The following is a 23,560-nucleotide window of genomic DNA, read 5'->3' on the forward strand; positions in this document are numbered from 1 at the left end:
GTAGTAAAACACATTAAAAAATTTGCAGGGGGTATTACGATGCTAAAAAAGAAAGCGTTTTCATCATTTGCTATTCTTTCACTAATTTTTGCACTAGTATTAGCAGGCTGTTCAGGGTCAAATGATAGCAAAGAAAATGATAGTTCAAATTCAGATTCTGGTTCAAAAGAGCAGGCAACAGTTAACTTTATGCACTTATGGCCAGAAGGTAGCTCCAAGCAACATAACATGATTGTGCAAAACATTATTACAGAGTACGAAGATGCAAATCCGAATGTAAACATTGAATTAGAAGTTCTTTCAAATGATCAATATAAAGAAAAAATTAAAATTTTAGCTTCATCAAATAAACTGCCGGATGTAGGTTTAACTTGGGCTGCAGGCTTTTTGGAGCCATATGTAAACGGTAACAAATTTGCTCAGTTAGACGATGTTTTAAGCGATGGCTTATCTGAATCTTTCATCTCAGGAACAACAGAAGCTTTTGCATTTGATGGTAAGACATATGGATTACCACTAGAACTAAATATCGCACCAATCTATTACAACAAAACAATCTTTGCAGAGCACGGTTTAGAAGTACCACAAACATATGAAGAGTTCAAAAATATCGTTAAAACGCTAGCAGATGCGGGTATTACTCCAATCACAGTAGGTAACAAAGAGCCATGGACAGGTTCTATGTGGTATATGTATTTAGCAGATCGTTTCGGTGGTCCTGAAACATTAACAAACGCAATTAACCGCACAGGTTCTTTTGAAGATCCAGCTTTAGTTTCAGCTGCTCAAGAAATTCAAAATCTAGTTGATATGAATGCTTTCGTAAAAGGACATAATGGACTTGGAAATGAAGAGGCAAAAGGTCCTTTCATGAACAACCAGGCAGGTATGTATTTAATGGGTACTTGGGAGCTTCCAAACTATACGACAAATCAAGATGTTCCACAAGAATTTAGAGATTCAATTGGTTTCTTTAAGTTCCCAACTGTTGAAGGTGGAAAAGGTGATATCAACAGCTTTGTAGGTGGTCCTGGTGTAGGATTATTCGTATCAGAAAGCTCTAAGGTTAAAGAAGAAGCGAAAGATTTCGTTAAGTTCTTTGTACAAAAGTGGGGAGAAGTGTCAGTTACAGACGCTGGTGTAATTCCTGCAACAAAAGTAGATACATCTACAATGGATTTACCACAAATGTATATTGATATATTAGATGAACTAAGCAATGCAAGCAATATCACATTATATGCAGATGTTCAAATGAGCCCAGCAGTTGCACAAGAGCACTTAAACATGATCCAATCTCTATTTGGTAAGCAGATCACTCCAGAAGAGTTTGCGAAAAAGCATGAGGAAGCTCTAGCTGCGGAAGAGTAAGACTTAAACTTTGCTGAAAAGGACATATCTCGATCTTGATATGTCCTTTTCAGACTCAATTTTTGACTGATTCGTGAGAAATCACCATTTCTTAGGAATCAGTCAAAAATAAACAATTGTACTGAACCTATAAAATTTTACTTTACAATAAGGGGATGAAAAAATGAACAAAGTCATGTCAAATAAGCTCATCATTGCTATGTATGTACTCCCCGCTCTACTTTTGATCATGGTGTTAATCTATATCCCTATTATATTAACCGGGTATTATGGGCTGATGAAGTGGGATGGAATTGGTGAGATGACATTTATAGGCTTAGATAACTATATTAAGCTAATACAAGATGGTGACTTTTGGAGTAGTGCAATGCACTCGTTCTTATTAGCGCTATTTTCAGCTGTTAGTTTAATAGGATATCTAGCTATTTCACTAGTACTAGTAACAAAAATCAAAGGTGCAAATACATTTAGAAAGATATATTTGATTCCGATGCTATTATCTTCAGTAGCAATTGCTCAGCTTTGGCTTAAAATCTATCATCCTTCTAACGGGATGTTAAATAGTTTCCTAATGTCACTTGGCGTTGACAACCCACCTGCTTGGTTAGCAGAGCCTAAGTATGTTTTATTTGCTATTTTCGTACCAATCATTTGGCAATATGCAGGTTTTTATATCATCATTTATTATGCAGCATTAAAGAATATTCCAGAATCAATCATAGAAGCAGCAAGAATCGATGGAGCTTCGCCTTTACAAATAGCTTATAAGATTAAGCTTCCGCTTATATCGGGAGTTATAAAAGTAACGATTGTACTTGCAATTGTAGGATCTTTAAAATACTTTGATCTCATTTATGTAATGACTGGTGGAGGTCCTGATGGTGCCAGTGAAGTAATTGCATCATATATGTATAAAAAAGCATTTGTCACTTATGATTTTGGATACGGTAGTGCGATAGGTTTCTTCTTATTACTAATTATTTTAGTGGTAACATGGCTAATTCGTAAGCTAACTGCTACTGACGAAGAGATTCAATACTAAGGAGGGGAATTCATTGAAAAAACTTGGGTATGCAATACTGTATTTAATACTAGGCTTATTCGCTTTCTTGCAAATCTATCCATTGATTTGGCTTGTATTCTTCTCTCTAAAGGATAATCAGGAGATATATAATGCCTCACCGTTCTCATTACCGGCGGACCCTAAGTGGGAAAACTACATGACTGTTTGGACACAGGGGAATATTAGCTTATATTTCTTTAATAGTGTATGGATTACAGTTGCATCTGTTGCATTAACAGTTATTTTTGCTAGCTTAGTAACTTTTGCAATCACCAGAATGCAATGGAAATTAAACAAGTTAGTGCTAGGATTATTTATGGTAGGGATGATGATACCAGTTCACTCTACATTAATTCCTTTGTTTGATTTCTTCTTAAAAGTTAACTTAATAGACCATCCTTTAGCGATTGTTTTATCATATGTTGCATTTAATCTTCCGCTAACGATCATGATTTTACTCGGATTTTACTATACACTACCTCGTGAGATTGAAGAGGCAGCTGTTATTGATGGATGCTCTGTTCATCGTATCTTTTTTCAAATCACGTTACCAATTACAATGCCGGTTATCTCAACAACCGTTATCATTAACATGATTTATAACTGGAACGAGTTCGTCTTTATTAATACATTTATTAGTTCAGATAAATATAAAACGTTAACAGTCGGGATTCAAAATTTCATCGGTCAGTATATGACTGAGTGGGGAGCAATTGGAGCAACACTAGTAATTAGTATTCTCCCTATCCTGCTTGCTTTCTTATTCTTTAGCAATAAGATTGTCGAAGGGATTGCGGCTGGTTCAGTAAAAGGATAAAAAAAAGAAGAATAGCCCCTGGGTTATTCTTCTTTTTTGCTTTTGAGTTTTTCTCTTTTTTTGTCTACCTCTTTAAAACCTTGATAACAAGCCCACATAATGACATAAGCAGTGGCGCTTCCTCCAAAGAAAAATGCCAATGGTGGTACTATTTGAAAAATATAGTAGAGCAATACTAACGAAAGAGCCAGTACGATATTATTCAAAGGGCTAACAAGTGCTATTAATAATGAGTTTTTAAAAACTTGAACAAGGCTAATTTGATAGTGTACATAGGTTGGGAATATATATAGCACAAGAAAAGTAAAACCGAGCACTAATACTAAAAAGGGATATTTACTAAATTGTACTAATGGCTGTGTGCTAACTAAAATGATTTTACTCTCTATATATATGATGTAACCGATAACGACTAAAATTACCCCGATTGAATTTCCTTTAATCCAATCTTTCTTATAAGATTCCCAGAATGTCTTAAAGATTTTTATATCCACTTCACCCTTGACCCATTGACGAATCACTGTGAACATTGCAATAGTAGAAGGGAACACTCCAAAAGCTACTAGCCCCATGGCTGAAAAGAATATCCAAAGTATGTTTACAAAGGCGAACCTCATAATCCATTCACAAACTCTATATATAAAAACAGGTACGTAATTCATGGTAGTACACTCCTTATGTTTACACTCTCCCTATTATATCTACAAACACGTCTAAAAAACAAAGAAAAATAGGAAAAGTAAAACCGTTAACCTGGATTAAAAATTTTTTTCAGTCCTAAGGTTACAACAATAAATTTCCTTTTAAGTTCTGGTAATAATTACCCTTTTTAAAGAAATAAGGGTATACTTTTTATTATATGAATTTATCGATATATAAGGGGTTTGTATGAGAGAGCTTACTTTTAATAAAAAGATATATTATATTGTTGTGTGGATTATAGTAGCGATTATGATATCGGGGTTGCTCGTTGACAATCCTCGTTTTGGTAGATTTGAATTTGGATATATTGCCCATTGTATTTTAGTGGTGATTCTATCTGTTTGTTTATTGATTTACCAAAGGAAAAGTACTGGTTTGCTTAGGTTAATAATTATCATCGTTTCTTCCGTTTTCTTTTATACGCTTTTTATCTTTTATCCTGAAACATTCTCTACCTTTATTTTTCTATGTTTTATTCCGGCCCTTTCTATCTTGTATTTTGATTCAAAGCTTTTTTATTTTTCTTTGTTATTTAACTTTGTATCAACCGCATCTATATTTGGGTTTATTATATTCTTTGAAAAGGGGCACATCTATCCGCACATAGAACAAGATTTAATAGGGAATTTCGCAAATTTTATTGCCAGTCAAATCATTATTTATTTTATTTTTTATGTAACAAATGCACATATAAAAAGGCTACAACTGTACTATGAACAAATCCAACAGACCGAGCGTTTAAAGACAACCGGTCAACTTGCAGCTGCGGTTGCACATGAAATTAGAAATCCTTTAACTGTTGTCGGTGGTTTTTTGCAGTTATTTGAACAAGACAAAAGATTCAGTGAGGATCAAAAACGCCATTGTACTTTGATGATTGATGAATTAAAAACAGCTGAACAGGTCATTTCACAATTTTTAACGATGGCTAAACCTGAAAAAGAAAAAGTGACGGAAACGGTGGATGTAAAGGTTGTTCTTCAGAGTGTAACCGATTTGCTTTACTCATATGGACTCATACATGATAAATCGATTGAGTTAAAAGTAAATGGAGATTGTATGATTTCTGCAAACACCATTGAGTTTAAACAATTGCTAATTAATCTTATTAAAAATGCGATAGAAGCTTCAGAGATTGGTGATATTGTTCAAGTGACAGCAGAAAGTGAGAAGGATTTTGTTGTCATTAAAGTAATCGATCATGGACGTGGAATGTCAAAGGAAGAAGTTGCAACACTAGGCACTCCTTTTTACTCATTAAAAAGTAAAGGCACCGGATTAGGTATGATGATTTGCTTTAGTATTGTTGAAAAATATAAAGGAACAATTGACTTTCAATCTTCGATGGGGCAGGGGACTACAGTTATGGTAAGATTCCCATCGATCTAATCATTATTTTGTAATTGGCATACTATACAATCAAGGTACTATTACAAAATGTCTTAATCATAAAGAGAAAGAACCTTATTCGATTCGAGTAAGGTTCTTTTCTTTTCTACCATCACCAATAAACCATGTAGTTAAATTATTATTAATAAATGGGTTAATTGACTATATTACATTATAATAATATACTTACTTACATAAAGTAACTAACTAATCAATTATGTTAATACCTTAAAAATCAGGAGGTAACTTAAATGAATTTTCATCGTGAACCTATAACATTTGTAGGTAAAGTGAACCTAAGGGTACAAAATTTAGCTCGTTCTATCGCTTTTTATAAAGAAGTGATTGGCTTTAAGGTATTAGAACAAACGGCAATGTCTGCTATATTAACTGCAGATGGAAAAACACCTTTATTATCAATAGAACAGCCAAATCATGTAGTTCCAAAACAAGGAAGAACAACAGGGCTATATCACTTTGCACTTCTCCTACCTAAGAGAACTGATTTAGCCAAGATTGTGCAGCACTTTATGGAAATAGGCTTACAGTTTGGTTCCTCTGACCATCTTGTTAGTGAGGCACTTTATTTATCTGACCCAGATGGAAATGGGATTGAAATTTATGTAGATAGAGCTTCTTCCGAATGGGAATGGAGTAATGGTGAAGTAGAAATGACAGTTGATCCATTAAATTTCTCTGATCTCCTATCTGTTGGAAAAAAACAAACATGGGAAAGGCTTCCAGATGAAACAGTTATGGGGCATATCCATCTACATGTATCCGAACTGAGAAAAACTGAAGAGTTTTATATCAACGGACTTGGGTTTGAAGTAGTAAACAGGTTCGGTGCTCAAGCACTATTTATTTCTGATGGCAAATACCATCACCATATTGGTTTAAATACGTGGAACGGAGTAGGTGCACCAACACCTCCTACTAATAGTGTCGGATTAGAATCATTTACCCTAGTGCTTTCGAGTGAGGAAAAGAAAAGTACAATTGTTTCACAGTTGAAGGAAATTGGGGCGCCTGTTAAGGAAGAGATGGGGGCTATTATTACTACAGATCCTTCAGGGAATCGAATTCGCTTAATAGTGAGACAATCGGGATGAAGGACAAAATTCTGGTGAACAACCCAAGAGAAGTACGTTAACATAAAGAACCTTACTCCAATGAGCAAGGTTCTTTCCATTCTTCAACCTCTACTCTTTATCACGCGTTGTGCAAACTGCTGAATTACAATTTCATCCGCCGGGGGATTGTGTAAACCAGCCCTTACATCACGAAAATAGCGTTGAAGCGGATTTTTTTCTGAAAGGCTTCGTGCACCAACAATGCGCATTGCTATGTCGACAACATCATTTGCACTGTTGGTGACAATATGTTTAACAGCACCTAATTCATGAGACATATCCACTCGATTCTCAGGATGGTTTACCCACTTTTGAGAAATAGAGTGAAGCAGTTCCCGCGCTTTATATAATTCTAGTTCCATTTTACCTATTTTTCTTTGGACCTCTGGAACCTCTATAATTGGACCTGGCAAGGAATTTGGATGGTAGTCAAAAGCAAACGATACAGCGTAATCTCTTGCTGCCATGGCAATTCCTAAATAAACAGCGGGAATGTGAAGAAGCCATCCCTTAGGAACATCACTAGCTCCTTCCTCAACTAAAAGAGCATCCTGATCCAACTTTACATTGTCTAGTATCAAATCATCACTTTTCGTTGCCCTCATGGCAATACTGTCCCATGTTTCCTCCACACTCACACCAGGTCGTTTCATGTCAACGAGGTATACCCCCTTTTTCCCTGTATCATCAATTTGGGCTGTGACAAGTGCATAATCTAGGGCAGTGGCCATTGAAGTGAACGATTTCTCACCCTCGATAATCCAATCCTTTCCGTCTCTTGTGGCTTTTGTTGTTGGAAGTCCTCCTCTTGCAGGACTACCCGTAGCCTTTTCAGATGAAGCGGCATTAATTAGCACCTTGTTTTTAACAATTTGCTCACAAAGCCATTCATATTTTGGGGGATCCCAAGTACAATTTTCACTCGTTTCTAGTATGATTCCAAGATGCCATCCTATGGACAATGCTGTTGCACCATCACCTTGGGCAAGTATTTCTTGGATTTGAATAAATTCATGTAGATTTAAGCCATATCCACCGTACCCAACAGGAACTGTTAGAGCAGGAAAATTGGCCTCTTTTAAATCCTCTAAGTTATCCATTAGCCAATTACCGTCCTTACTTGCCTCATCTGCTCTATCTTGAAAACGTTTGGCTAAGCTTTTGGCAGTTCTGCGCAAATCCTCAAAAGGAACAGACGATGTATCAAATTGATTCAAATGATCCCTCCGTTCAACTTATTTTCATGTCTTCTTTAGTATAGAAAAGTGGTATGGGAATTGGTAATCATTTGCTTTAAAGTGCGACGAAATATTTTTATTCATGACTAAGACTTCTTCTTTTTCTCAGCATTCTTAATGGTTTCCCCTTGAGGAATCTGATATAACCTACTTTTAGGTTCATATATTTTTTGTGAAGGCCATAAACCGTGATGACCTGAAAATAAGAAACTGATTATACAAGCAATAAAAAAGTACTCCAGTCCTTTTCCATCAAACATTTGCATGGCTAATAGGAAAGCTGCTATCGGGGTATTAGCTCCACCACAAAATGCAGCAATTAATCCTAGTGCAGCTAGAAAAGACATAGGTAAATCTACGATTGTATGTAAGGTATTGCCTAATGTTGCACCCATAAAAAATAAGGGGAGTGCCTCTCCACCAACAAATCCGGTACCTAAGGTCACAGCTGTAAATATAAGTTTCGCTAGAAAAGCAAACGGAGGGACCTCTTCTTTAAAGGATTGTTCTAACATTTCTAATCCCCGACCATTGTAATCCTGTGTGCCAATTACTAAAGTTAAGCCTACAATAATAATTCCTCCAACAAAGGCTCTCTTCATATGGTTTTTATTGAAAAGTTTCTCAGTAAATGCTTCTATTCCATGTCTTAACTGAGAGTAAAAAGCACTAAGTAAACCGAATAAAATAGATACGAGAATAACTTTTAAAAATGTGATAACAGAAGCATCAGGTATGCTCTCTATAATAAAATGTTCGTGTTTATGACCCCATGCTCCTGTTGTTATAAAGTGTCCAACAAAGCTTGCAGTAAGACAAGGGACAAGAGCTTCAAATTTCAGCTTTCCTAGTGCAGACATTTCCATTCCAAAAACCGCACCTGTTATTGGTGCTCCAAAGGCCGCACCAAAGCCTGCGCTAATGCCACTCATGAGAAATATTTTTGTTTCAACTTTGTTAAATATCGGAAACTTTTTAACTGCAGCAGCAACACTGGCTCCCATTTGGACAGCTGCACCTTCTCTTCCAGTCGAGCCTCCAAATAGGACCGTTAAAAAGGTTCCAAAATAGACAATCGGTCCCATCCTCAGAGGTACTTCTTTTTTTCCATGTACTGCATCGATTACGAGGTTATTTAGTTTAGCTGTGTCATTTAAAGTATTATTCAGAAATACCTTGCCATAGTTCATATATATGTATCCTAAAATAAGGCCGCCTAAAGGGAGAAGAAAAATTAGCCAATCTCTTTTCATCCGAACTTCTCCTAGATAATCATTTATTTCTAGTAGGAAATGAATAGTAGAGCCAACAACAACACCAATTATGCTTCCTAAGATAATCCATTGACTGAGCAGTAAAAAGAAGTTCCTATATTTTCGTCCAATTTTCATTCAGCGTTACCTCGTTTCAAACTTTTTATCACCAATCACCTTATTTTTACCTTAGCTTGATAAATTGATTAAAAAATATGCGATTGTATATGAGAGATAAACTCTGGTAGAAACCTTAACTCTATGTATTTCCTTGAATAAGCATATATCCTTTTAGGAAGAATTATGGTCTAATAGTGAGTAGATTAATTCATCTGCTTAAGGTAGTGAAAGAAGGGGAAGTTGAGTTGAAAAAGTTTAAGAAGTTTTACCTTGAAATTACGAGTGTTTGTAATTTAGCTTGTAGTTTCTGTCCACCCACTGAACGTCAAAAACAATTCATTTCAGTGGATGATTTTTCGAAGAGATTAGATCAAATTAAACCTCATACAGATTTTATATATTTGCATGTAAAAGGTGAGCCACTGCTTCATCCTAAAATAGATCAATTACTAGACTTAGCCCATGAGAAAGGGTTTAAGGTTAATATTACAACCAATGGAACGTTAATTAATAAAAATAAGCATAAGCTACTAAATAAACCTGCCCTAAGACAAATGAATTTTTCGTTGCATAGCTTTGATGGCCATGCTGGTTCCGTAGATAGGGAAGGATATGTTGGAAGTGTCCTTTCATTTATAAAAGAAGCAACAAGTCAATCAGAATTGATTGTTTCATTAAGACTTTGGAATCTTACTCAAGATAATATGACGAATCTTGAAAAGCAACGAAATCGAGAGGTTCTAGAGATTATAGAAAAAGAATTTGATCTAGATTACAGGATTGAAGAAAAGGTTACCCCAGGTAGTGGCGTAAAACTAGCAGAGCGTATTTTCATTAATCAAGATTATGAATTTAAGTGGCCTGCACTTCATGAAGAAGAGGATGACGGAAAAGGATTTTGTCATGGTCTTCGTAATCAAGCAGGGATTTTGGCCAATGGGACCGTTATTCCTTGTTGTTTAGATGGTGAAGGAATTATCAATCTTGGTAACATCAACAATTCCACTTTTTCTGAAATTATTGAAGGTGAACGAGCAAAAAATATAGTTGATGGGTTCTCTAGAAGAGAAGCAGTGGAGGAACTTTGTCGTAAATGTGGATACCGCAAAAGGTTTGGTAAATAAGTGCTTAAGAATTGCACTTTAGCATATAGGGATTAAATAGCCTGTAATGATATAAAGAAATCATAATATACTTTTAAAAGAAGGGTCTAGTGGATAGACGCTTCTTTTAATCTGTCTCGAAAGGGAGGGTTGTAGTAGTGAGTAATAATTCATCTTTTTCAAAAAACATTAAAAATGCATTAGTAAATAGTCCACCTGGCGAATGGATGTCTACCATTCCAGAAGAGTGTATACGTCTCAATTCTGGATATCCCGCACCTACTCTTGTTCCTAGTGAGGGGATAAAGGCAGCAGTAAATAGACTCATTGATGAGGAGAAGGACTTACCACTTCATTATATTGGAAGTCCACAAATATCTAGATTGAAAGAACAGATCCAAACAAGATTAAATGAACGTGATATCTATATAAAAAGTGATGAGCTTTTAATAACATCAGGTGCTTGTCAGGCAATAGATTTGATTGCCCGTATATTCATTGACGAAGAGACAGTTGTAGCGATAGAATCACCAACGTATATGGAAGCATTAGAGATTTTTAAAAACTATACAAGTCAATTTATATCCATACCAGTAGATCACCATGGCTTACAAACAGATAGACTAGAAGAAGTATTACAAGAAAGAAGAGAAAATGGACTTACCATTCCGAAGTTGTTATATACCATTCCAACTTTTCATAATCCTACTGGAACGACGATGAGCATGGATCGTCGGCAACACGTTTTAGAGCTTGCTACTAAATATAATTTTTTCATTGTGGAGGATGATGCTTACGGGGAGTTAAATTTTCACAAGCCTCCAGTTCCCCTAATGTCGTTGGATAAGAATAACCTTGTGATTCATGTGGGTTCATTATCAAAGGTAGTTGCTCCAGGAATGCGAATAGGCTGGGTAGCGGGACCAAGTGAATTGATAAGTGCTTTGGCTTGGTTTAAGAAAGATTTAGATCATCCTTTTGCTCAGGCAACGATGGCAAATTTTATAGAAAGAGAAGATTTTGATAAACGACTTACTTCTTTAAGGGAGGTGTATGGGGAGAAATGTAAAGTAATGATATCTGCACTAGAGAAGTATTTTCCGGAAAGTGCTTCTTGGTATATACCTGCAGGAGGCTACTTCGTTTGGGTTAAAGTCCAAGGAGTAGACACAGAAGTGCTATTAAAACAGGCTCTGTCTAAAGGAGTTGCTTATGTTCCTGGTAAGTATTTTTTCTATGATCCACATGTAGGAACTGAATATCTTCGTCTTTCTTTTAGCTATGCCGACGAAAATGAGATCCGAAAGGGAATAAAATTGCTCGGAAAGATTATAAAGCCATAATCCACGAGGATGATAATGGTCCTCGTGAGTTATGGCTTTTTGCATATTAATTATTTATTTAGCAAAGGCCTATCTTGCAAAAACAACTCCATATCTTGACTCTTTCCCTCGACAATATCTTGTGCAATGATCTTTGCTAACATTTGACTATATACCGTTCCATTGTCACCGAATCCAAAAAGAAAATAGCTATTAGGATACTCATCATAAATACCGATAATGGGTAATCCATCTGCTGTTCCACCATAGAAACCAGTTAAGTAAAATTCTGGCTCTACCTTTATAGTAGGAAACATCTTGTTAAACTCTTCGATTAACTTGTCCTTTTTGTGCATAAGCTTACTATCTCGATCTTCTGGATAGATAGTATTTTCATCTAAGCCTCCAATGATAATTCGATCATCAGCAGTGGTTCTCATATAAATATAGGGCCGAGCTGTCTCCCAGATAAGCGTTCGTTTATACCAAGTTGAGAAGTCTTTAACGGGGGTAGTGGTAACATTATATGTACTGACAAATGAGACCTTTTTTTCATTTTTTATATCAATGCCTTCATAACCTGCTGCAAAAATAACCTTACGAGCACGGATAGTATAACCTGAGGTTGTTGAAATGATCATCTGGTCTAACTCAGTATCATAGTGGTGTCCATTCATTTCTGTATGCTCATATACACGTATACCTTTATTTGAAACATAATCTACCAATGCATGTGTATACTTAAAGGGATTAATTTCTCCATCATTATAGGAATAAATAGCAGCATCTCTACTAAATGGATATCTATTTTCTATCTCATTCTTTTCTAGGAAAGTTAAATCAAAGTTATGCTCCTTTAGTAACATATACTCTTCTTTTAATTTCTGGATATCTTCCTTACAACTAGCAAAGTAAAGCGTATCCCTTCTGCAAAACTCACTATCCATTTCTGCCTTCAGAGTCGCTGCTTCCATCTCATCGATCGCTTCTTTTAGTAGTTGCAAATACCGACTTATATACTCCTTACCAAATGCATTAACTAAGTTAATAAACAGTCTTTCCCCTGAATATTGAATGAGTGCAGTATTTGCACTAGTACTTCCACTGCCAATTTTGTTCTTTTCAATAACCACCACATTTAAGCCTGAATCAGCTAAATAATAAGCAGATTGTGCAGCAGAGCTTCCTCCACCGATGATAAGTACATCACAATTAAGATCAGCACTAAGTGGAGGATATTCAGGTGGATTAGGAAGAGTAGTTGGCCAATAATATTTTCCAGATTGTAAGTTCATTATTTCCTCCTACGTATAAAAGAATATGTATGATTTTAATCGTATTATTTCCCATGCAATGGGTTTCTACTTGTCCTAGATGTAAAAATTGATTTAGTACAAATAATTATGTCACTACAGCCTATAGAGGAATACACTGCAGTAAAAACGATATGAGGGCGATTAACGATGGCTATTTCATTTCCAGTATGTATTAAGACGGCTAAAGTAAGTAGCGGACAGAAAAAAGTAGTGTATTATCCGCAGGTTTATGGGATGACAAACCATAGTCTAGAAATGTTCATTAATCGAACGATAGTGGCTCAAACCCAACAACTGATAGATGAACAGGTAGGCAATATGCCAACAACAGTTGAAGAAATGCTAGGCTCTTATGAAATTAAAAATAATCAAAGAGAAGTGCTAAGCTTATCACTTTCGAACTATACGTATCATTCAAAAGCTGCTCATGGAATGACTTATATAAAATCCTTAACTTATGATTTGAAAAGGGGGAAGCTCTGTAAGCTACAGGATCTGTTCAAACCTGGAAGCAATTATAGTAAGAGGCTTTCAGAGTTAATTAAAATTCAAATAAAAGAGCGAGATATTCAAACGTTGGATGGATTTAGTACTATTCGGCCAGACCAAGACTTTTATATTGCTGATAAAACGCTTGTGATTTATTTTCAGTTATATGAAATCACACCATATGTTTTTGGTTTTCCGATGTTTCCAATTTCGGTGTATGATATTGCAGATTTAATTAATGAGGATGGTCCATTGGGACGTATGGCAGTAAATAATTAAATATTCGTATGGGTGAGGGTTCATAAGAAGATTTATGTGACCTCGGAAGGTCAATTTTCCGTTTTAGAGGGTTGATAAATTGATTTATGTGACCTCGGAAAGTCGATTTTTCACTTTTGGGGGTTGATAAAATGATTTATGTGACCTCGGAAAGTCGATTTTCCACTTTTGGGGGTTGATAAAATGATTTATGTGACCTCGGAAAGTCGATTTTCCTCATATGAGGGTTCATAAAGTGATTTATGTGACCTCAGATATTGCGATTCTCCACTAATGAGGGTTGATAAAAGGATTTATGTGACCGCGGGAAGGTGATTCTCCGCATATAAGGGTTCATAAAGTGATTTATATGACCTCGGAATGGCCATTTTCCACTTTAGAGGGTTCATAAAATGATGTACGTACTTTGAAGTTTTCGGAATGAGCCAAGATGTACTTTTCATAAATTGAAAATGTGTTTATTTATCTTCTTGGAGGGACGAGAAATGAACAGAATGTATCCAAATGGAATGAATCATCAACTTTCGTCAGTTGGGCAAATCCCGATTATGCCTGAATCGTGAGGTGTGCCTTATGATATTTTTACTCATTTATATACTCCTCAAGGCGTATACGAAATTACACCTCTAGTGTCTACTGAAAAATGCATTCCTACTTTAAACTACTACTATAGAGTAATTTAGGTGGAGTTGAGTGTAATGACAGAGATGATCTTAGCTGTTATAGAGGATTGGGGAATATGGGGCATCCTTCTTTCATTGTTTATCGAAGGTAGTGCTTTGCCCTTTTTTGGTACGTTTTTAATTATAACGGTAGGCTTTATTATGGATTTATCATGGTTTGAACTCGTTTGGGTTTCACTGTTAGGGAGTTTACTATACGTACTAGGAAGCTTTATACCCTATTATATCGGCTTAAAGTTTGGAAAGTCAGTTGAGAAAAGATTAAGCCAGTCCAAAAGAGAAAAATTAGAAAAAGCAAAGGTATCATTTACTAAACACGGTATATGGAGTGTAGCCATTTCAAGTCCTCTACATTTAGGGAACATAATTCCATTTTTAGCTGGTATGTCAAACATGAAGCTTTCCATTTATACATTACTAACAATCGTTGGAATTGCTCCTTCAACCTTTTTACTATTAAGCATTGGACGTTTTTATCAGGGAGATATTGAAACAGTAATTGCTTTTGTTACTGAGTATCAATCAAGATTGCTATTAGGTTTTGTAATTCTGACAATTATATATACAGTATGGAAGATATATGTAAAGAAAGTACGAAAGAAAACCGAAAACTATTTAGTTGGATAGCTCCCTATAGGAGGGAAGTGGAGAACAGTTATTAAGTCTCTGCACTTCCTTAACACTTTCAGGGACAACCCCTTTAAATTGCTTTATAGTCACTCTTATGACCAGTTGCCTTAGCGAGTGCTTCTAATTGCTCATTTATATATCGCCTATCTAAAGATAGAAGTATATTTTTATCAATGCCCTCAATAATATACTCCGAAAATTCCCATACTAATTCCTTTATAGGCTTGGAATTGCTTTCTGCAATCAAGGTAAGTGCTTTTATCCCTGCAGTTAATACAGAGATATCAGAGAATCCATATTGGCGAATTTGAAAAAAGCATTTATACAGGTAATCAGAGAAATCAGGTTTCTTGTAAATCACTCTGAGATTTCGGTTATCATCATTATGGTATGACTTGGGTAGATGCTTACTTCCTAGTTTAGTTAGTATCTTTCCTAAATTATCGATACAATTAATCGCAGTATTTGGATCATTAATGCCTGGTGATAAAGCACGAAGTCCAATTTCAACAATCTTTGTAAGCCCAAATTCTATATCATTAACAGCGGCTTGTTCTGAACCAATAATGAAATACTTATCATAATTTCCTCTCACCTGATGAGTGGAAAGAAACCATAATGATAATAATGGAGTATCTTCGTCAACATAATCATTTACTTCTTTCTCAATTCTAATAATACAATCTTCCTTTGTGGCTTGTTTAACCAAGCCTTCAATATCTATGTATTGAATATATCCTGAACCGTTTAAGCTGAAATGTTTTGGAGGGATATGTTTAATTTCTTCACTTTCCCAATCTTCCCATGGCGGATCTTCTTGTACATCCTTTACGTCCTTTAAGTCTTTATTAATTTTGTCAATTGTCTCAAGGGTAATCGTATGAATTAAATTACTTACCTGGATCCAGCCAGTAACATGATGAATAAAGAATACAAAGACAAGTAAGCAAACAATAGAAATGAAAATAGCAATGGCAGGAACGATAAAAGTTGTAGTCGTATCTGTTTCTCTTAAAAGCAAGAGTAAAAGAATGGAGTAAATAAATCCTCCTACGAAAATACCTAGAACACGTTGAGTACTATGGTCCGTAATAAAATTTTGTAGTGTTCTAGGAGAGAATTGTGAAAGATACGTTGTTAATACAACAAGAATTGTTGAGAATGTTATTGTTGTCATTGTAAGTAGAGAGGCAGATATGGAACTTAGGATGGTTTGTGCTAGATTGATATCTGTTAATAGAAAGGCCGGTAAAAAAGTGACTAATACTTCTGTATTTACTATATATGTATTAATTTCCATGCTAAAAACTGCAAGAAAAGCTGCTATAAGCCCATATAAAGATGGGAGGTACCAAAAACGTTGTCTGATACGAATGAATAAATTCGAAAAGCCCATAAGTTAACACACTCACTTCCTACTAAATCCAATAAAATCCTTTGTATATTTTTTACACCTGACTAGGAGTTTTATACAATTGCATAGATTAACTTGATTTTTGGAGAGTCTCTCATATGGGCAGGTATAAATAAAGATTTGCTATAGTGAGCACCAAACAATGATTTTATAAGGCGTAGTTTGGGCAGGTATACTTTTAGTGGAAGGACCGTAGATAACAATTAAGTTTCGATTTGCTACCGTTCCAGTAAAGTCTTGCCCATTTGTCAATAATAGTTGTGTAAAGGGTGAAGGAATTAATTTCAGCTGTCCATCCATACTTTCTAAATTCCCATTAAAGTAACCTACCTTTACATTTTGAAATGGGACCTCTTTTACCACTACAAGAGCACGATATTGTGGGGGATAGATAAGGGGGACAGGGGCATTCCCATCATAATACCCGGTAATAATATCACCAACTCTAACCATTGCTTGATCTACAAAGTAAGTGGTTGGTGAAACAACAAAATTAACAACGGTTCTTGAACTGTTTTCAGCAGTAATTATTTTATAACATCCTTCGCTTTCGCCATTTTGATCGATAAAAAAATCACTAATCATGGTGACAGTTCCTTGAAAAGAAAAAAAGTTTACCATTCATGTAGCCTCCAGTTGTATTTAATGATGAACTTCATATTAATTTATGTTAAATAGCCTATAGGGGTGACATAAAAAAACGAACGCCTCTTAAAGAGTGCGCTCATCTTTTAAATTAATGTATGAATTTTGTTTTATTGTACTTCTATAAAATAGAATCACAGTATATATCGCTAGAATAAACATTAACACAGCAAACAGTAGAAGCGTTAATGTAGGCATTGCCTCTGGATGGACTCCGTACTCACCTGTTGAAAAGTATTCAACTCCATCTATTAGAATATGAAGGACGATGACAGGGTATAAGCTATTTGTACGTAATCTCAGGGCGGATAACATAACGCCTGCTACGAATGTCCATATTGTTTGAAAAATAGCAAAGGTAGGATCTCCTCCTACAAAGATATTGGTAGAATGTAAGAGTGCAAATAGTGCACTTGGAACAAAAATTGCAATCCATGGACCCCACTTCATGAAGCCTCTTAATAAAATCCCTCTAAATAAAACCTCTTCATTTACAGAAACACCAATTGCTGCAATAAATAGTACAAGGTTCTGAGCTGTTCCCCAAGAATACACGCCATTGTTAACCAAAATAAATAAAGGAATCGATAATAGAGGGAGACACAATAGCCATTCTTTAGATGTCTTTGTTGGTTTAAGTCCTACTTCAGCCGCTGTATCGGTCCAATAGACTAAGCTTACAACGACACTTGCATACACAACCATTAAGAGCCAGCCTAATTCATCTTGTACAGTATAATCAGGTTTTACTAGCTGAACAAGTGTAATTGTTGCTCCACCTGCAATCCGACTCATCACTAAAGCAACGATAGCAAAAATAAAAGGGTGATTTTTTAAATAGGTTTGTATCTTTTTCATTATATGATCAATACTCCTTTAGAATCATTTCGTAATCTACACCCTTATTATGCAAAATTATTGGTCACGCGACCAAGTGCTCACAGTCAGGTCTTTTTAAAAAAGTCATATATGACTAGACCATGACTAAAAAGGCTATGCACCATTATTTTCATCTAGTAAGATAAAACTAAATAATCGATTTGAACGTTTGAGAAGGAGTGAAGGTATGAAAAATATCCTTAATGATCATGGTGCTTACCGTGCATTGTTTTATGTAAGAGCTATATGGGTAATCATTCATTTGATACTACTAGGATATGAATCTGAAGTCCGCGATACTGGACTCTATACGATTTTACTATTTTGTTTAGTTGCTGGTGGAATACCTCAAGTAATATGGATGAAAACAGCGGGAACAAAAACATGGGTGTACCCGGTAGTAGAACTTGTTGCAAGTGGAATATTCTTTCTTTATAGTTCTTTTACGCTGGACTTCTATTTTTCCTATCTTGCCATACCTGCTATGTGTGCTGCTGCCAATATTCATTCAGCAAGACTTCGTATTCCTTTATGGATTTGGTTTTCAATCATCCCTGTAATAGCTATGGCAATGGTTCTACCTCTCTCATCTTTTAATATATCCCTTATTGAAGGCTTTCTTTTCTTCGGATTAGGCTACATTATTTGGAAGGTCCTTGACACTCAGTGGAAAATGCAACAACTTCTTACGGAGAATGAACAACAGCGCCAAGTTCTTGAACAATATGCAAAGCAAGTTGAAGTCATTACTCTCCTTGAAGAACGTAACCGCTTATCTCGAGAGCTGCATGATACAGTTGGTCATACATTAACATCAGTTATCATGGGTCTTGATGCTGTTACCTACTTAATTAAGGAAGAACCAGAGGAAGCAATTGCTAATATAAATCAGCTGCGTAAGGTAAGTAGAAAAGGTCTCGAAGAAATTAGACATCAAATTCATCATATTGCTCCACCTGATGAAGGGGAAACATTGTCTAACCAACTTAAGGAGATTGCAAGAGAGTTTGCTGTAAACTCTGGAACAAAGATAGATTTTGAGATCCTTGGGAACGATATGACAGTATCACTGCCCATATCCCTAGCACTCATTCGATGTTTACAAGAATCCTTAACAAATGCGAAGCGCCATGGAGGAGCAAGTTACATAAGTATTCACTTTACTATTGAACGGGATTACTTGCTTTTGGTGATTGAGGATAATGGCAAGGGAATGGATCATATTGAGTTTGGATTTGGCCTGACGGCAATGCGCGAACGAGTTGAATCATATCAAGGTGAATTAGAAATAGAATCTAGTAAAAATGGCGGCACCAAGATTATTTGCCAACTACCGCTTAAAAAAAGGAAGGCAGGATAAATGGATGATAAAGATACTTATTGCAGATGATCAGGAGTTAATTCGAGGTAGTTTACGTATTGTTTTACGAGGAGAATCTGATATTGAAGTGGTCGGGCTTGCATCAAATGGAGTTGAGGCAGTTCAATTATGTAAACAACACAAGCCGGATGTTGTGTTAATGGATATTCATATGCCGGAAATGGACGGTATTGAAGCAACTATGAATATTACTACCCATTTTCCTGAAACCAGAGTGGTGATGCTTACTACCTTCCATGATATGGAGCATGTTAGGGAAGCTTTGAAGGCGGGAGCTGTTGGCTATCTATTAAAGGCGATGCAACCGGAAGATTTGGCTTCGAGTATTCGTCTCGTCCACAAAGGAGAGACACTCATACCACAAGAAATTGCTAAGGTTATGATCGCTGAATGGACAATGAAGGAACCATTATCTACTAATGCTGCTAAGAAGGAAAATGAAACTAAACCGCGTTTTGGTTTAACAGAAAGGGAAATGGACGTACTTCGTTTACTTGCTTATGGAAAGGATAACCGAGAGATTGCGCGTGAGCTTTTTTTAGCAGAGGGAACAGTTAAAAACTATATTTCTACAATATATTCAAAGCTAGAAGTGCAAGATCGCCTACATGCTGTATTGAAAGCCCGTGAGGAAAAATTGATAGAATCCTAGAATTACATCAAATGATAGAAAGGGCATGAAACTTGAATTTACCAAACGCAAGCCTCAAAATAGACATTATTACATACCGTTTTTTAAAAGCGTAGGAGGTAGAAAGGTCTATGGAAATAGGTATCAGTACATTTGTTGAAACTACACCAGATGTACAAACCGGTGAAGTTGTAAGTCATGCACAACGCATTAGAGAGGTCGTTGAGGAAATTGTTCTTGCCGACAAAGTAGGATTAGATGTTTTTGGGGTAGGGGAACACCACAGAGAGGATTTTGCAGCATCTTCTCCAGCTGTTGTTCTAGCAGCTGCCGCATCCCAGACGGCAAAGATAAGGCTTACAAGTGCAGTAACAGTTCTTTCATCAGCAGATCCAGTACGAGTATTCCAGGACTTTGCTACACTTGATGGAATTTCAAATGGACGTGCAGAAATCATGGCTGGAAGAGGTTCGTTTATCGAATCGTTTCCATTGTTCGGATATGACTTAAGAGATTATGATGAGTTATTTGATGAAAAGTTAGAGTTATTGCTAGAACTACAAAAATCAGAAAAAGTAACATGGAGTGGAAGGCATCGACCAGCAATAAATAACCTAGGAGTGTATCCTCGTCCGGTCCAGGACCCTTTACCAATCTGGATAGGTAGTGGGGGGAATACACAATCTGTCATTCGTGCTGGTTTACTAGGTTTACCTTTGGTTTTAGCCATCATAGGAGGAAGGCCTGTACAATTTGCCCCTCTTGTAGAGCTATATAAAAAAGCTGCTGAACAAGCGGGACATGATGTTTCGAAGCTTTCAGTTGCATCACATTCACACGGGTTTTTAGCAGAAGATACTCAAATGGCTGCTGATAAGTTTTTCCCATCAACACAACAAGTGATGAATAAATTAGGGAAAGAACGTGGTTGGGGTCATTATGACCGTACAAGTTTTGATACAGCAAGAAGCTTTGAAGGAGCACTTTATGTAGGAGATGCAGATACAGTAGCAGAAAAAATCATTTACCTTCGAAAAAATGTAGGAGTTACTCGTTTCATGTTACATGTACCAGTTGGTTCTATGCCACATGAAGATGTAATGAAAGCAATTGAACTGCTAGGTACAGAAGTAGCACCTAAAGTTCGAGAAGAAATTTCAAAATGGGAAGCTGAGCAGTAAACAATAGGAAATAGCTTAAATGAAAAAACAAAGACTGATGCTTATGTCTGCATCATGTCTTTGTTTTTATTTGCAGAATTTTACTTTTTTAATAAGGAATGTAATCAGTAGCTAACATCATATTAAGTAAGTATCTGCTATAAAATAATCCTACGTTGTGAATACTCATAAGGGGCAATGATAAAGTTGTGTACTATACATAAGATTATTTTAAAAGGAGCTAAACCAATGGTTAAAGAAAAGGTGAACCGTGTTGTTGTAGTGGGAACTGGTGCAGTAGGCTGTAGCTATGCTTATTCTCTAGTGAACCAGGGAGTGGTTGAAGAATTAGTCTTGATAGATGTGAATGAATTAAAAGCTGAGGGCGAGGCAATGGACCTAAATCATGGGTTGCCTTTTGCTCCTGCATCGATAAAAGTTTGGAGCGGAACCTACAAGGATTGTAATCATGCTGATTTAGTGGTTATAACTGCTGGATTGGCGCAAAAACCAGGAGAAACCAGGTTGCAATTATTAGAAAAGAATACTAGAATCTTTAAGCAAATTGTAAAAAGTGTAATGGAAAATGGCTTTGATGGTATTTTTCTGGTGGCAACTAATCCTGTTGATATTCTAGCTTATGTGACCTGGAAAGAGTCGGGTCTACCAACCTCTAAAGTTATCGGATCAGGAACGGTATTAGATACAGCACGACTGCGTTTTTCCCTTGGGCAATATTTCAATGTAGATACAAGAAATGTGCATGCTGCTATTATTGGTGAACATGGTGATACAGAGCTACCGGTATGGAGTCATGCTAGTATTGGAATTGAACAACTTACAACAATAATAGAGAAGAGAAGTGATGTTAAAAAAGAACATCTCGATGAAATTTTCAAAAATGTCCGCGATGCAGCGTACCATATTATAGAGCGTAAGGGAGCAACGTATTACGGGATAGGAATGTCATTGGTGAGAATTACGAAAGCGATTCTCAATAATGAAAATAGTATCCTTACGGTGTCAACCTACTTAGATGGGCAATATGGTCAAAGAGATGTATATATAGGTGTACCAACAGTCATTAATCGTTCGGGAATACGCGAGATTGTTGAAATTGACCTCGACGAAACAGAAATGAAACAATTTGCACATTCTGCCACTGTTTTAAGAGAAACAATGAGTTCAATTGTCTGAATAAAGATTTTAAAAAAACATCCCTATTTGTAAGGGATGTTTCTTCTTTAAGATAAACTCGATATCGACTTTTTGGTTTGTGTAGAATAAAGCTTGAACAAGAACAAAGCAAGAATGGATAAGAGCATTCCTGAAATATAAGGTAAGCCAATCGCTACGGAGAAGAGCAGTCCTCCTAGTGGTGGTCCAACAATTCTTCCAAGCGAATCAAAGGATGAGAGCAGTCCAGTTGTGCTTCCATGGCCTGAGGTTGACTTTTTCGTTATCAAGGCGGAAACACTTGGACGAATAAATCCATTCCCAATTCCAAAAACAGTTAAGAAGATGGCGGCGGTTGCAAAACTATCAATAAATAAGATAAGAGCAAATCCGATTGTTGAGATCACTATCCCAATTTGGATTACAATACCTTCACCGTACTTCTTCGTTAATCTACCTACTAATCCACCTTGAACAAGTGCACCAGCCAGTCCCATAATCATGAAGATATATCCTAATTCAACCGTACCTAGACCTGCCTTTTCATAAGCAAAGTAGGCAAAAGTAGCCTCAAGTCCTGATAACGATAAAGATACAAATAACTGTAAAAAATATAAAATGGAAACAGGTCCATTGATTGCTTTACGAAGTGGTGTTCTTTCCTTAGCTTGATTTGACCGTTGCTCTGGTGATAATGACTCTTTTAAAACAAATAGAATTAAAAAGAACGTTAGAAGTGAAGAAGCACCTGCAAGATAGAATGGTACATTTAAGCTGCCTTCTGAAAAAACGCCACCTATAGCAGGACCAAAAATAAACCCTAAGCCAATTGATGCACCAATGATCCCCATGCCTTTACCACGGTCTTCCTCAGAGGTGATATCCGCAACGTAGGCTGTAACCGTTGGCATATTCGCAGCTGACAGAAATCCTCCAATGATTCTTGCTGCAAAGAGCATCCAAAGTTCAGTAGCCAGTGCCATTAAGAAAAACGATAATGAAAGCCCAAGAATGCCAAGCATCATAACCGGCTTTCTACCGATTCGATCTGAAATTCGTCCCCACATTGGAGCGAAAAGGAGCTGCATTAATGAATAAACAGCCATTAGTAATCCTAGTTGTGTAGGTGATGCGCCTAACTCCTCAGCGTAAAAGGGAATAACAGGTATGATAATGCCAAACCCAACCATGACAAGAAACATAACCGCAAACAGGATGGGCAATGATTTTTTAGATTCCAAAATTAAGTTCACTCCAGTGTGCCAATAGTTGAATGAATTCGATACAAATTGTTAAGCAATTAATACATTTTGATTTCTATAATTATACACCTTTACTATGTAAAAAGATAAGATTGCTAATTATC

At 36.3% G+C, this 23,560-nt stretch carries 21 protein-coding genes; 13 read left to right on the forward strand and 8 right to left on the reverse strand.

All coding sequences use genetic code 11. The features are described from left to right. Positions 1-39 precede the first annotated feature (39 nt). The 3 genes from J2Z26_RS18470 to J2Z26_RS18480 all read left to right on the forward strand — a co-directional run bounded on the left by J2Z26_RS18470 (position 40) and on the right by J2Z26_RS18480 (position 3,251). Positions 40-1,371, forward strand: a complete 1,332-nt coding sequence (locus J2Z26_RS18470) for an extracellular solute-binding protein (protein ID WP_193535322.1) — start codon at positions 40-42, stop codon at positions 1,369-1,371. 163 nt (positions 1,372-1,534) lie between these two features. Beyond that, entirely contained in the window at positions 1,535-2,413 is an 879-nt protein-coding gene (locus tag J2Z26_RS18475) for a carbohydrate ABC transporter permease (protein ID WP_193535321.1), read from the forward strand. Between the two features lie 13 nt (positions 2,414-2,426). Further along, positions 2,427-3,251, forward strand: a complete 825-nt coding sequence (locus J2Z26_RS18480) for a carbohydrate ABC transporter permease (protein ID WP_193535320.1) — start codon at positions 2,427-2,429, stop codon at positions 3,249-3,251. A 23-nt stretch (positions 3,252-3,274) separates the two neighbouring features. Here the strand turns inward: J2Z26_RS18480 and J2Z26_RS18485 are convergent, their stop codons facing one another. After that, positions 3,275-3,913: a YesL family protein gene (locus tag J2Z26_RS18485; protein ID WP_193535319.1), complete on the reverse strand. Its 639-nt coding sequence runs from the start codon at positions 3,911-3,913 to the stop codon at positions 3,275-3,277. 226 nt (positions 3,914-4,139) lie between these two features. On the opposite strand from J2Z26_RS18485, the gene J2Z26_RS18490 reads away from it, so the two are divergent. Together J2Z26_RS18490 and J2Z26_RS18495 are read left to right on the forward strand one after the other, a co-directional pair. Beyond that, a complete protein-coding gene (locus J2Z26_RS18490) occupies positions 4,140-5,342 on the forward strand; it encodes a sensor histidine kinase (RefSeq protein ID WP_193535318.1) in 1,203 nt (400 codons plus the stop codon). A gap of 251 nt (positions 5,343-5,593) precedes the next feature. Beyond that, a complete protein-coding gene (locus tag J2Z26_RS18495; protein ID WP_193535317.1) occupies positions 5,594-6,454 on the forward strand; it encodes a VOC family protein in 861 nt (286 codons plus the stop codon). A gap of 83 nt (positions 6,455-6,537) precedes the next feature. On the opposite strand, the gene J2Z26_RS18500 is transcribed toward J2Z26_RS18495, so the two are convergent. Then, positions 6,538-7,692 carry an acyl-CoA dehydrogenase family protein gene (locus tag J2Z26_RS18500; protein ID WP_227413661.1) on the reverse strand — a complete coding sequence of 385 codons (1,155 nt, stop codon included), beginning with the start codon at positions 7,690-7,692 and terminating at the stop codon, positions 6,538-6,540. Positions 7,693-7,799: 107 nt separating this feature from the next. Beyond that, on the reverse strand, positions 7,800-9,104 hold the full coding sequence (locus J2Z26_RS18505) for a chloride channel protein (protein WP_193535316.1): 1,305 nt from the start codon (positions 9,102-9,104) through the stop codon (positions 7,800-7,802). Between the two features lie 227 nt (positions 9,105-9,331). Between J2Z26_RS18505 and J2Z26_RS18510 the strand changes: the two genes are divergently transcribed. Together J2Z26_RS18510 and J2Z26_RS18515 are read left to right on the forward strand one after the other, a co-directional pair. Continuing rightward, positions 9,332-10,210 carry a radical SAM/SPASM domain-containing protein gene (locus J2Z26_RS18510; RefSeq protein WP_193535393.1) on the forward strand — a complete coding sequence of 293 codons (879 nt, stop codon included), beginning with the start codon at positions 9,332-9,334 and terminating at the stop codon, positions 10,208-10,210. Positions 10,211-10,347: 137 nt separating this feature from the next. Then, positions 10,348-11,532: an aminotransferase-like domain-containing protein gene (locus J2Z26_RS18515; protein WP_193535315.1), complete on the forward strand. Its 1,185-nt coding sequence runs from the start codon at positions 10,348-10,350 to the stop codon at positions 11,530-11,532. A 50-nt stretch (positions 11,533-11,582) separates the two neighbouring features. Here J2Z26_RS18515 and J2Z26_RS18520 read toward each other — a convergent pair whose 3' ends face one another. Beyond that, positions 11,583-12,806 carry an NAD(P)/FAD-dependent oxidoreductase gene (locus J2Z26_RS18520; RefSeq protein WP_193535314.1) on the reverse strand — a complete coding sequence of 408 codons (1,224 nt, stop codon included), beginning with the start codon at positions 12,804-12,806 and terminating at the stop codon, positions 11,583-11,585. Positions 12,807-12,974: 168 nt separating this feature from the next. Here J2Z26_RS18520 and J2Z26_RS18525 point away from each other — a divergent pair, with 168 nt between their 5' ends. Beyond that, entirely contained in the window at positions 12,975-13,595 is a 621-nt protein-coding gene (locus J2Z26_RS18525) for a DUF3298 and DUF4163 domain-containing protein (protein ID WP_193535313.1), read from the forward strand. A gap of 698 nt (positions 13,596-14,293) precedes the next feature. Continuing rightward, positions 14,294-14,905: a DedA family protein gene (locus tag J2Z26_RS18530; protein WP_193535312.1), complete on the forward strand. Its 612-nt coding sequence runs from the start codon at positions 14,294-14,296 to the stop codon at positions 14,903-14,905. Between the two features lie 73 nt (positions 14,906-14,978). On the opposite strand, the gene J2Z26_RS18535 is transcribed toward J2Z26_RS18530, so the two are convergent. The 3 genes from J2Z26_RS18535 to J2Z26_RS18545 all read right to left on the reverse strand — a co-directional run bounded on the left by J2Z26_RS18535 (position 14,979) and on the right by J2Z26_RS18545 (position 17,825). Continuing rightward, entirely contained in the window at positions 14,979-16,304 is a 1,326-nt protein-coding gene (locus tag J2Z26_RS18535) for a DUF2254 domain-containing protein (protein WP_193535311.1), read from the reverse strand. Between the two features lie 141 nt (positions 16,305-16,445). Beyond that, entirely contained in the window at positions 16,446-16,943 is a 498-nt protein-coding gene (locus tag J2Z26_RS18540) for a hypothetical protein (protein WP_193535310.1), read from the reverse strand. Between the two features lie 90 nt (positions 16,944-17,033). Next, positions 17,034-17,825: a CPBP family intramembrane glutamic endopeptidase gene (locus J2Z26_RS18545; protein WP_193535309.1), complete on the reverse strand. Its 792-nt coding sequence runs from the start codon at positions 17,823-17,825 to the stop codon at positions 17,034-17,036. A gap of 208 nt (positions 17,826-18,033) precedes the next feature. Here J2Z26_RS18545 and J2Z26_RS18550 point away from each other — a divergent pair, with 208 nt between their 5' ends. The 4 genes from J2Z26_RS18550 (at position 18,034) to J2Z26_RS18565 (ending at position 22,215) form a co-directional block, all read left to right on the forward strand. Next, positions 18,034-19,206 (forward strand): sensor histidine kinase, encoded by a 1,173-nt coding sequence (locus J2Z26_RS18550; protein WP_193535308.1) that lies wholly within the window; start codon positions 18,034-18,036, stop codon positions 19,204-19,206. 4 nt (positions 19,207-19,210) lie between these two features. Then, complete coding sequence (locus J2Z26_RS18555) at positions 19,211-19,879, forward strand: response regulator transcription factor (RefSeq protein WP_193535307.1); 669 nt, start codon at positions 19,211-19,213, stop codon at positions 19,877-19,879. A 110-nt stretch (positions 19,880-19,989) separates the two neighbouring features. After that, the gene (locus J2Z26_RS18560) at positions 19,990-21,039 is read left to right on the forward strand and encodes an LLM class flavin-dependent oxidoreductase (RefSeq protein ID WP_193535306.1); all 1,050 of its coding nucleotides are present in this window, start codon (positions 19,990-19,992) and stop codon (positions 21,037-21,039) included. Between the two features lie 228 nt (positions 21,040-21,267). Next, entirely contained in the window at positions 21,268-22,215 is a 948-nt protein-coding gene (locus J2Z26_RS18565; RefSeq protein ID WP_193535305.1) for an L-lactate dehydrogenase, read from the forward strand. A gap of 47 nt (positions 22,216-22,262) precedes the next feature. Here the strand turns inward: J2Z26_RS18565 and J2Z26_RS18570 are convergent, their stop codons facing one another. After that, a complete protein-coding gene (locus J2Z26_RS18570; protein ID WP_193535304.1) occupies positions 22,263-23,435 on the reverse strand; it encodes an MFS transporter in 1,173 nt (390 codons plus the stop codon). Positions 23,436-23,560: the final 125 nt, after the last annotated feature.

Source organism: Cytobacillus luteolus, from assembly GCF_017873715.1.
GTDB classification, from domain to species: domain Bacteria; phylum Bacillota; class Bacilli; order Bacillales; family Bacillaceae_L; genus Bacillus_BV; species Bacillus_BV luteola.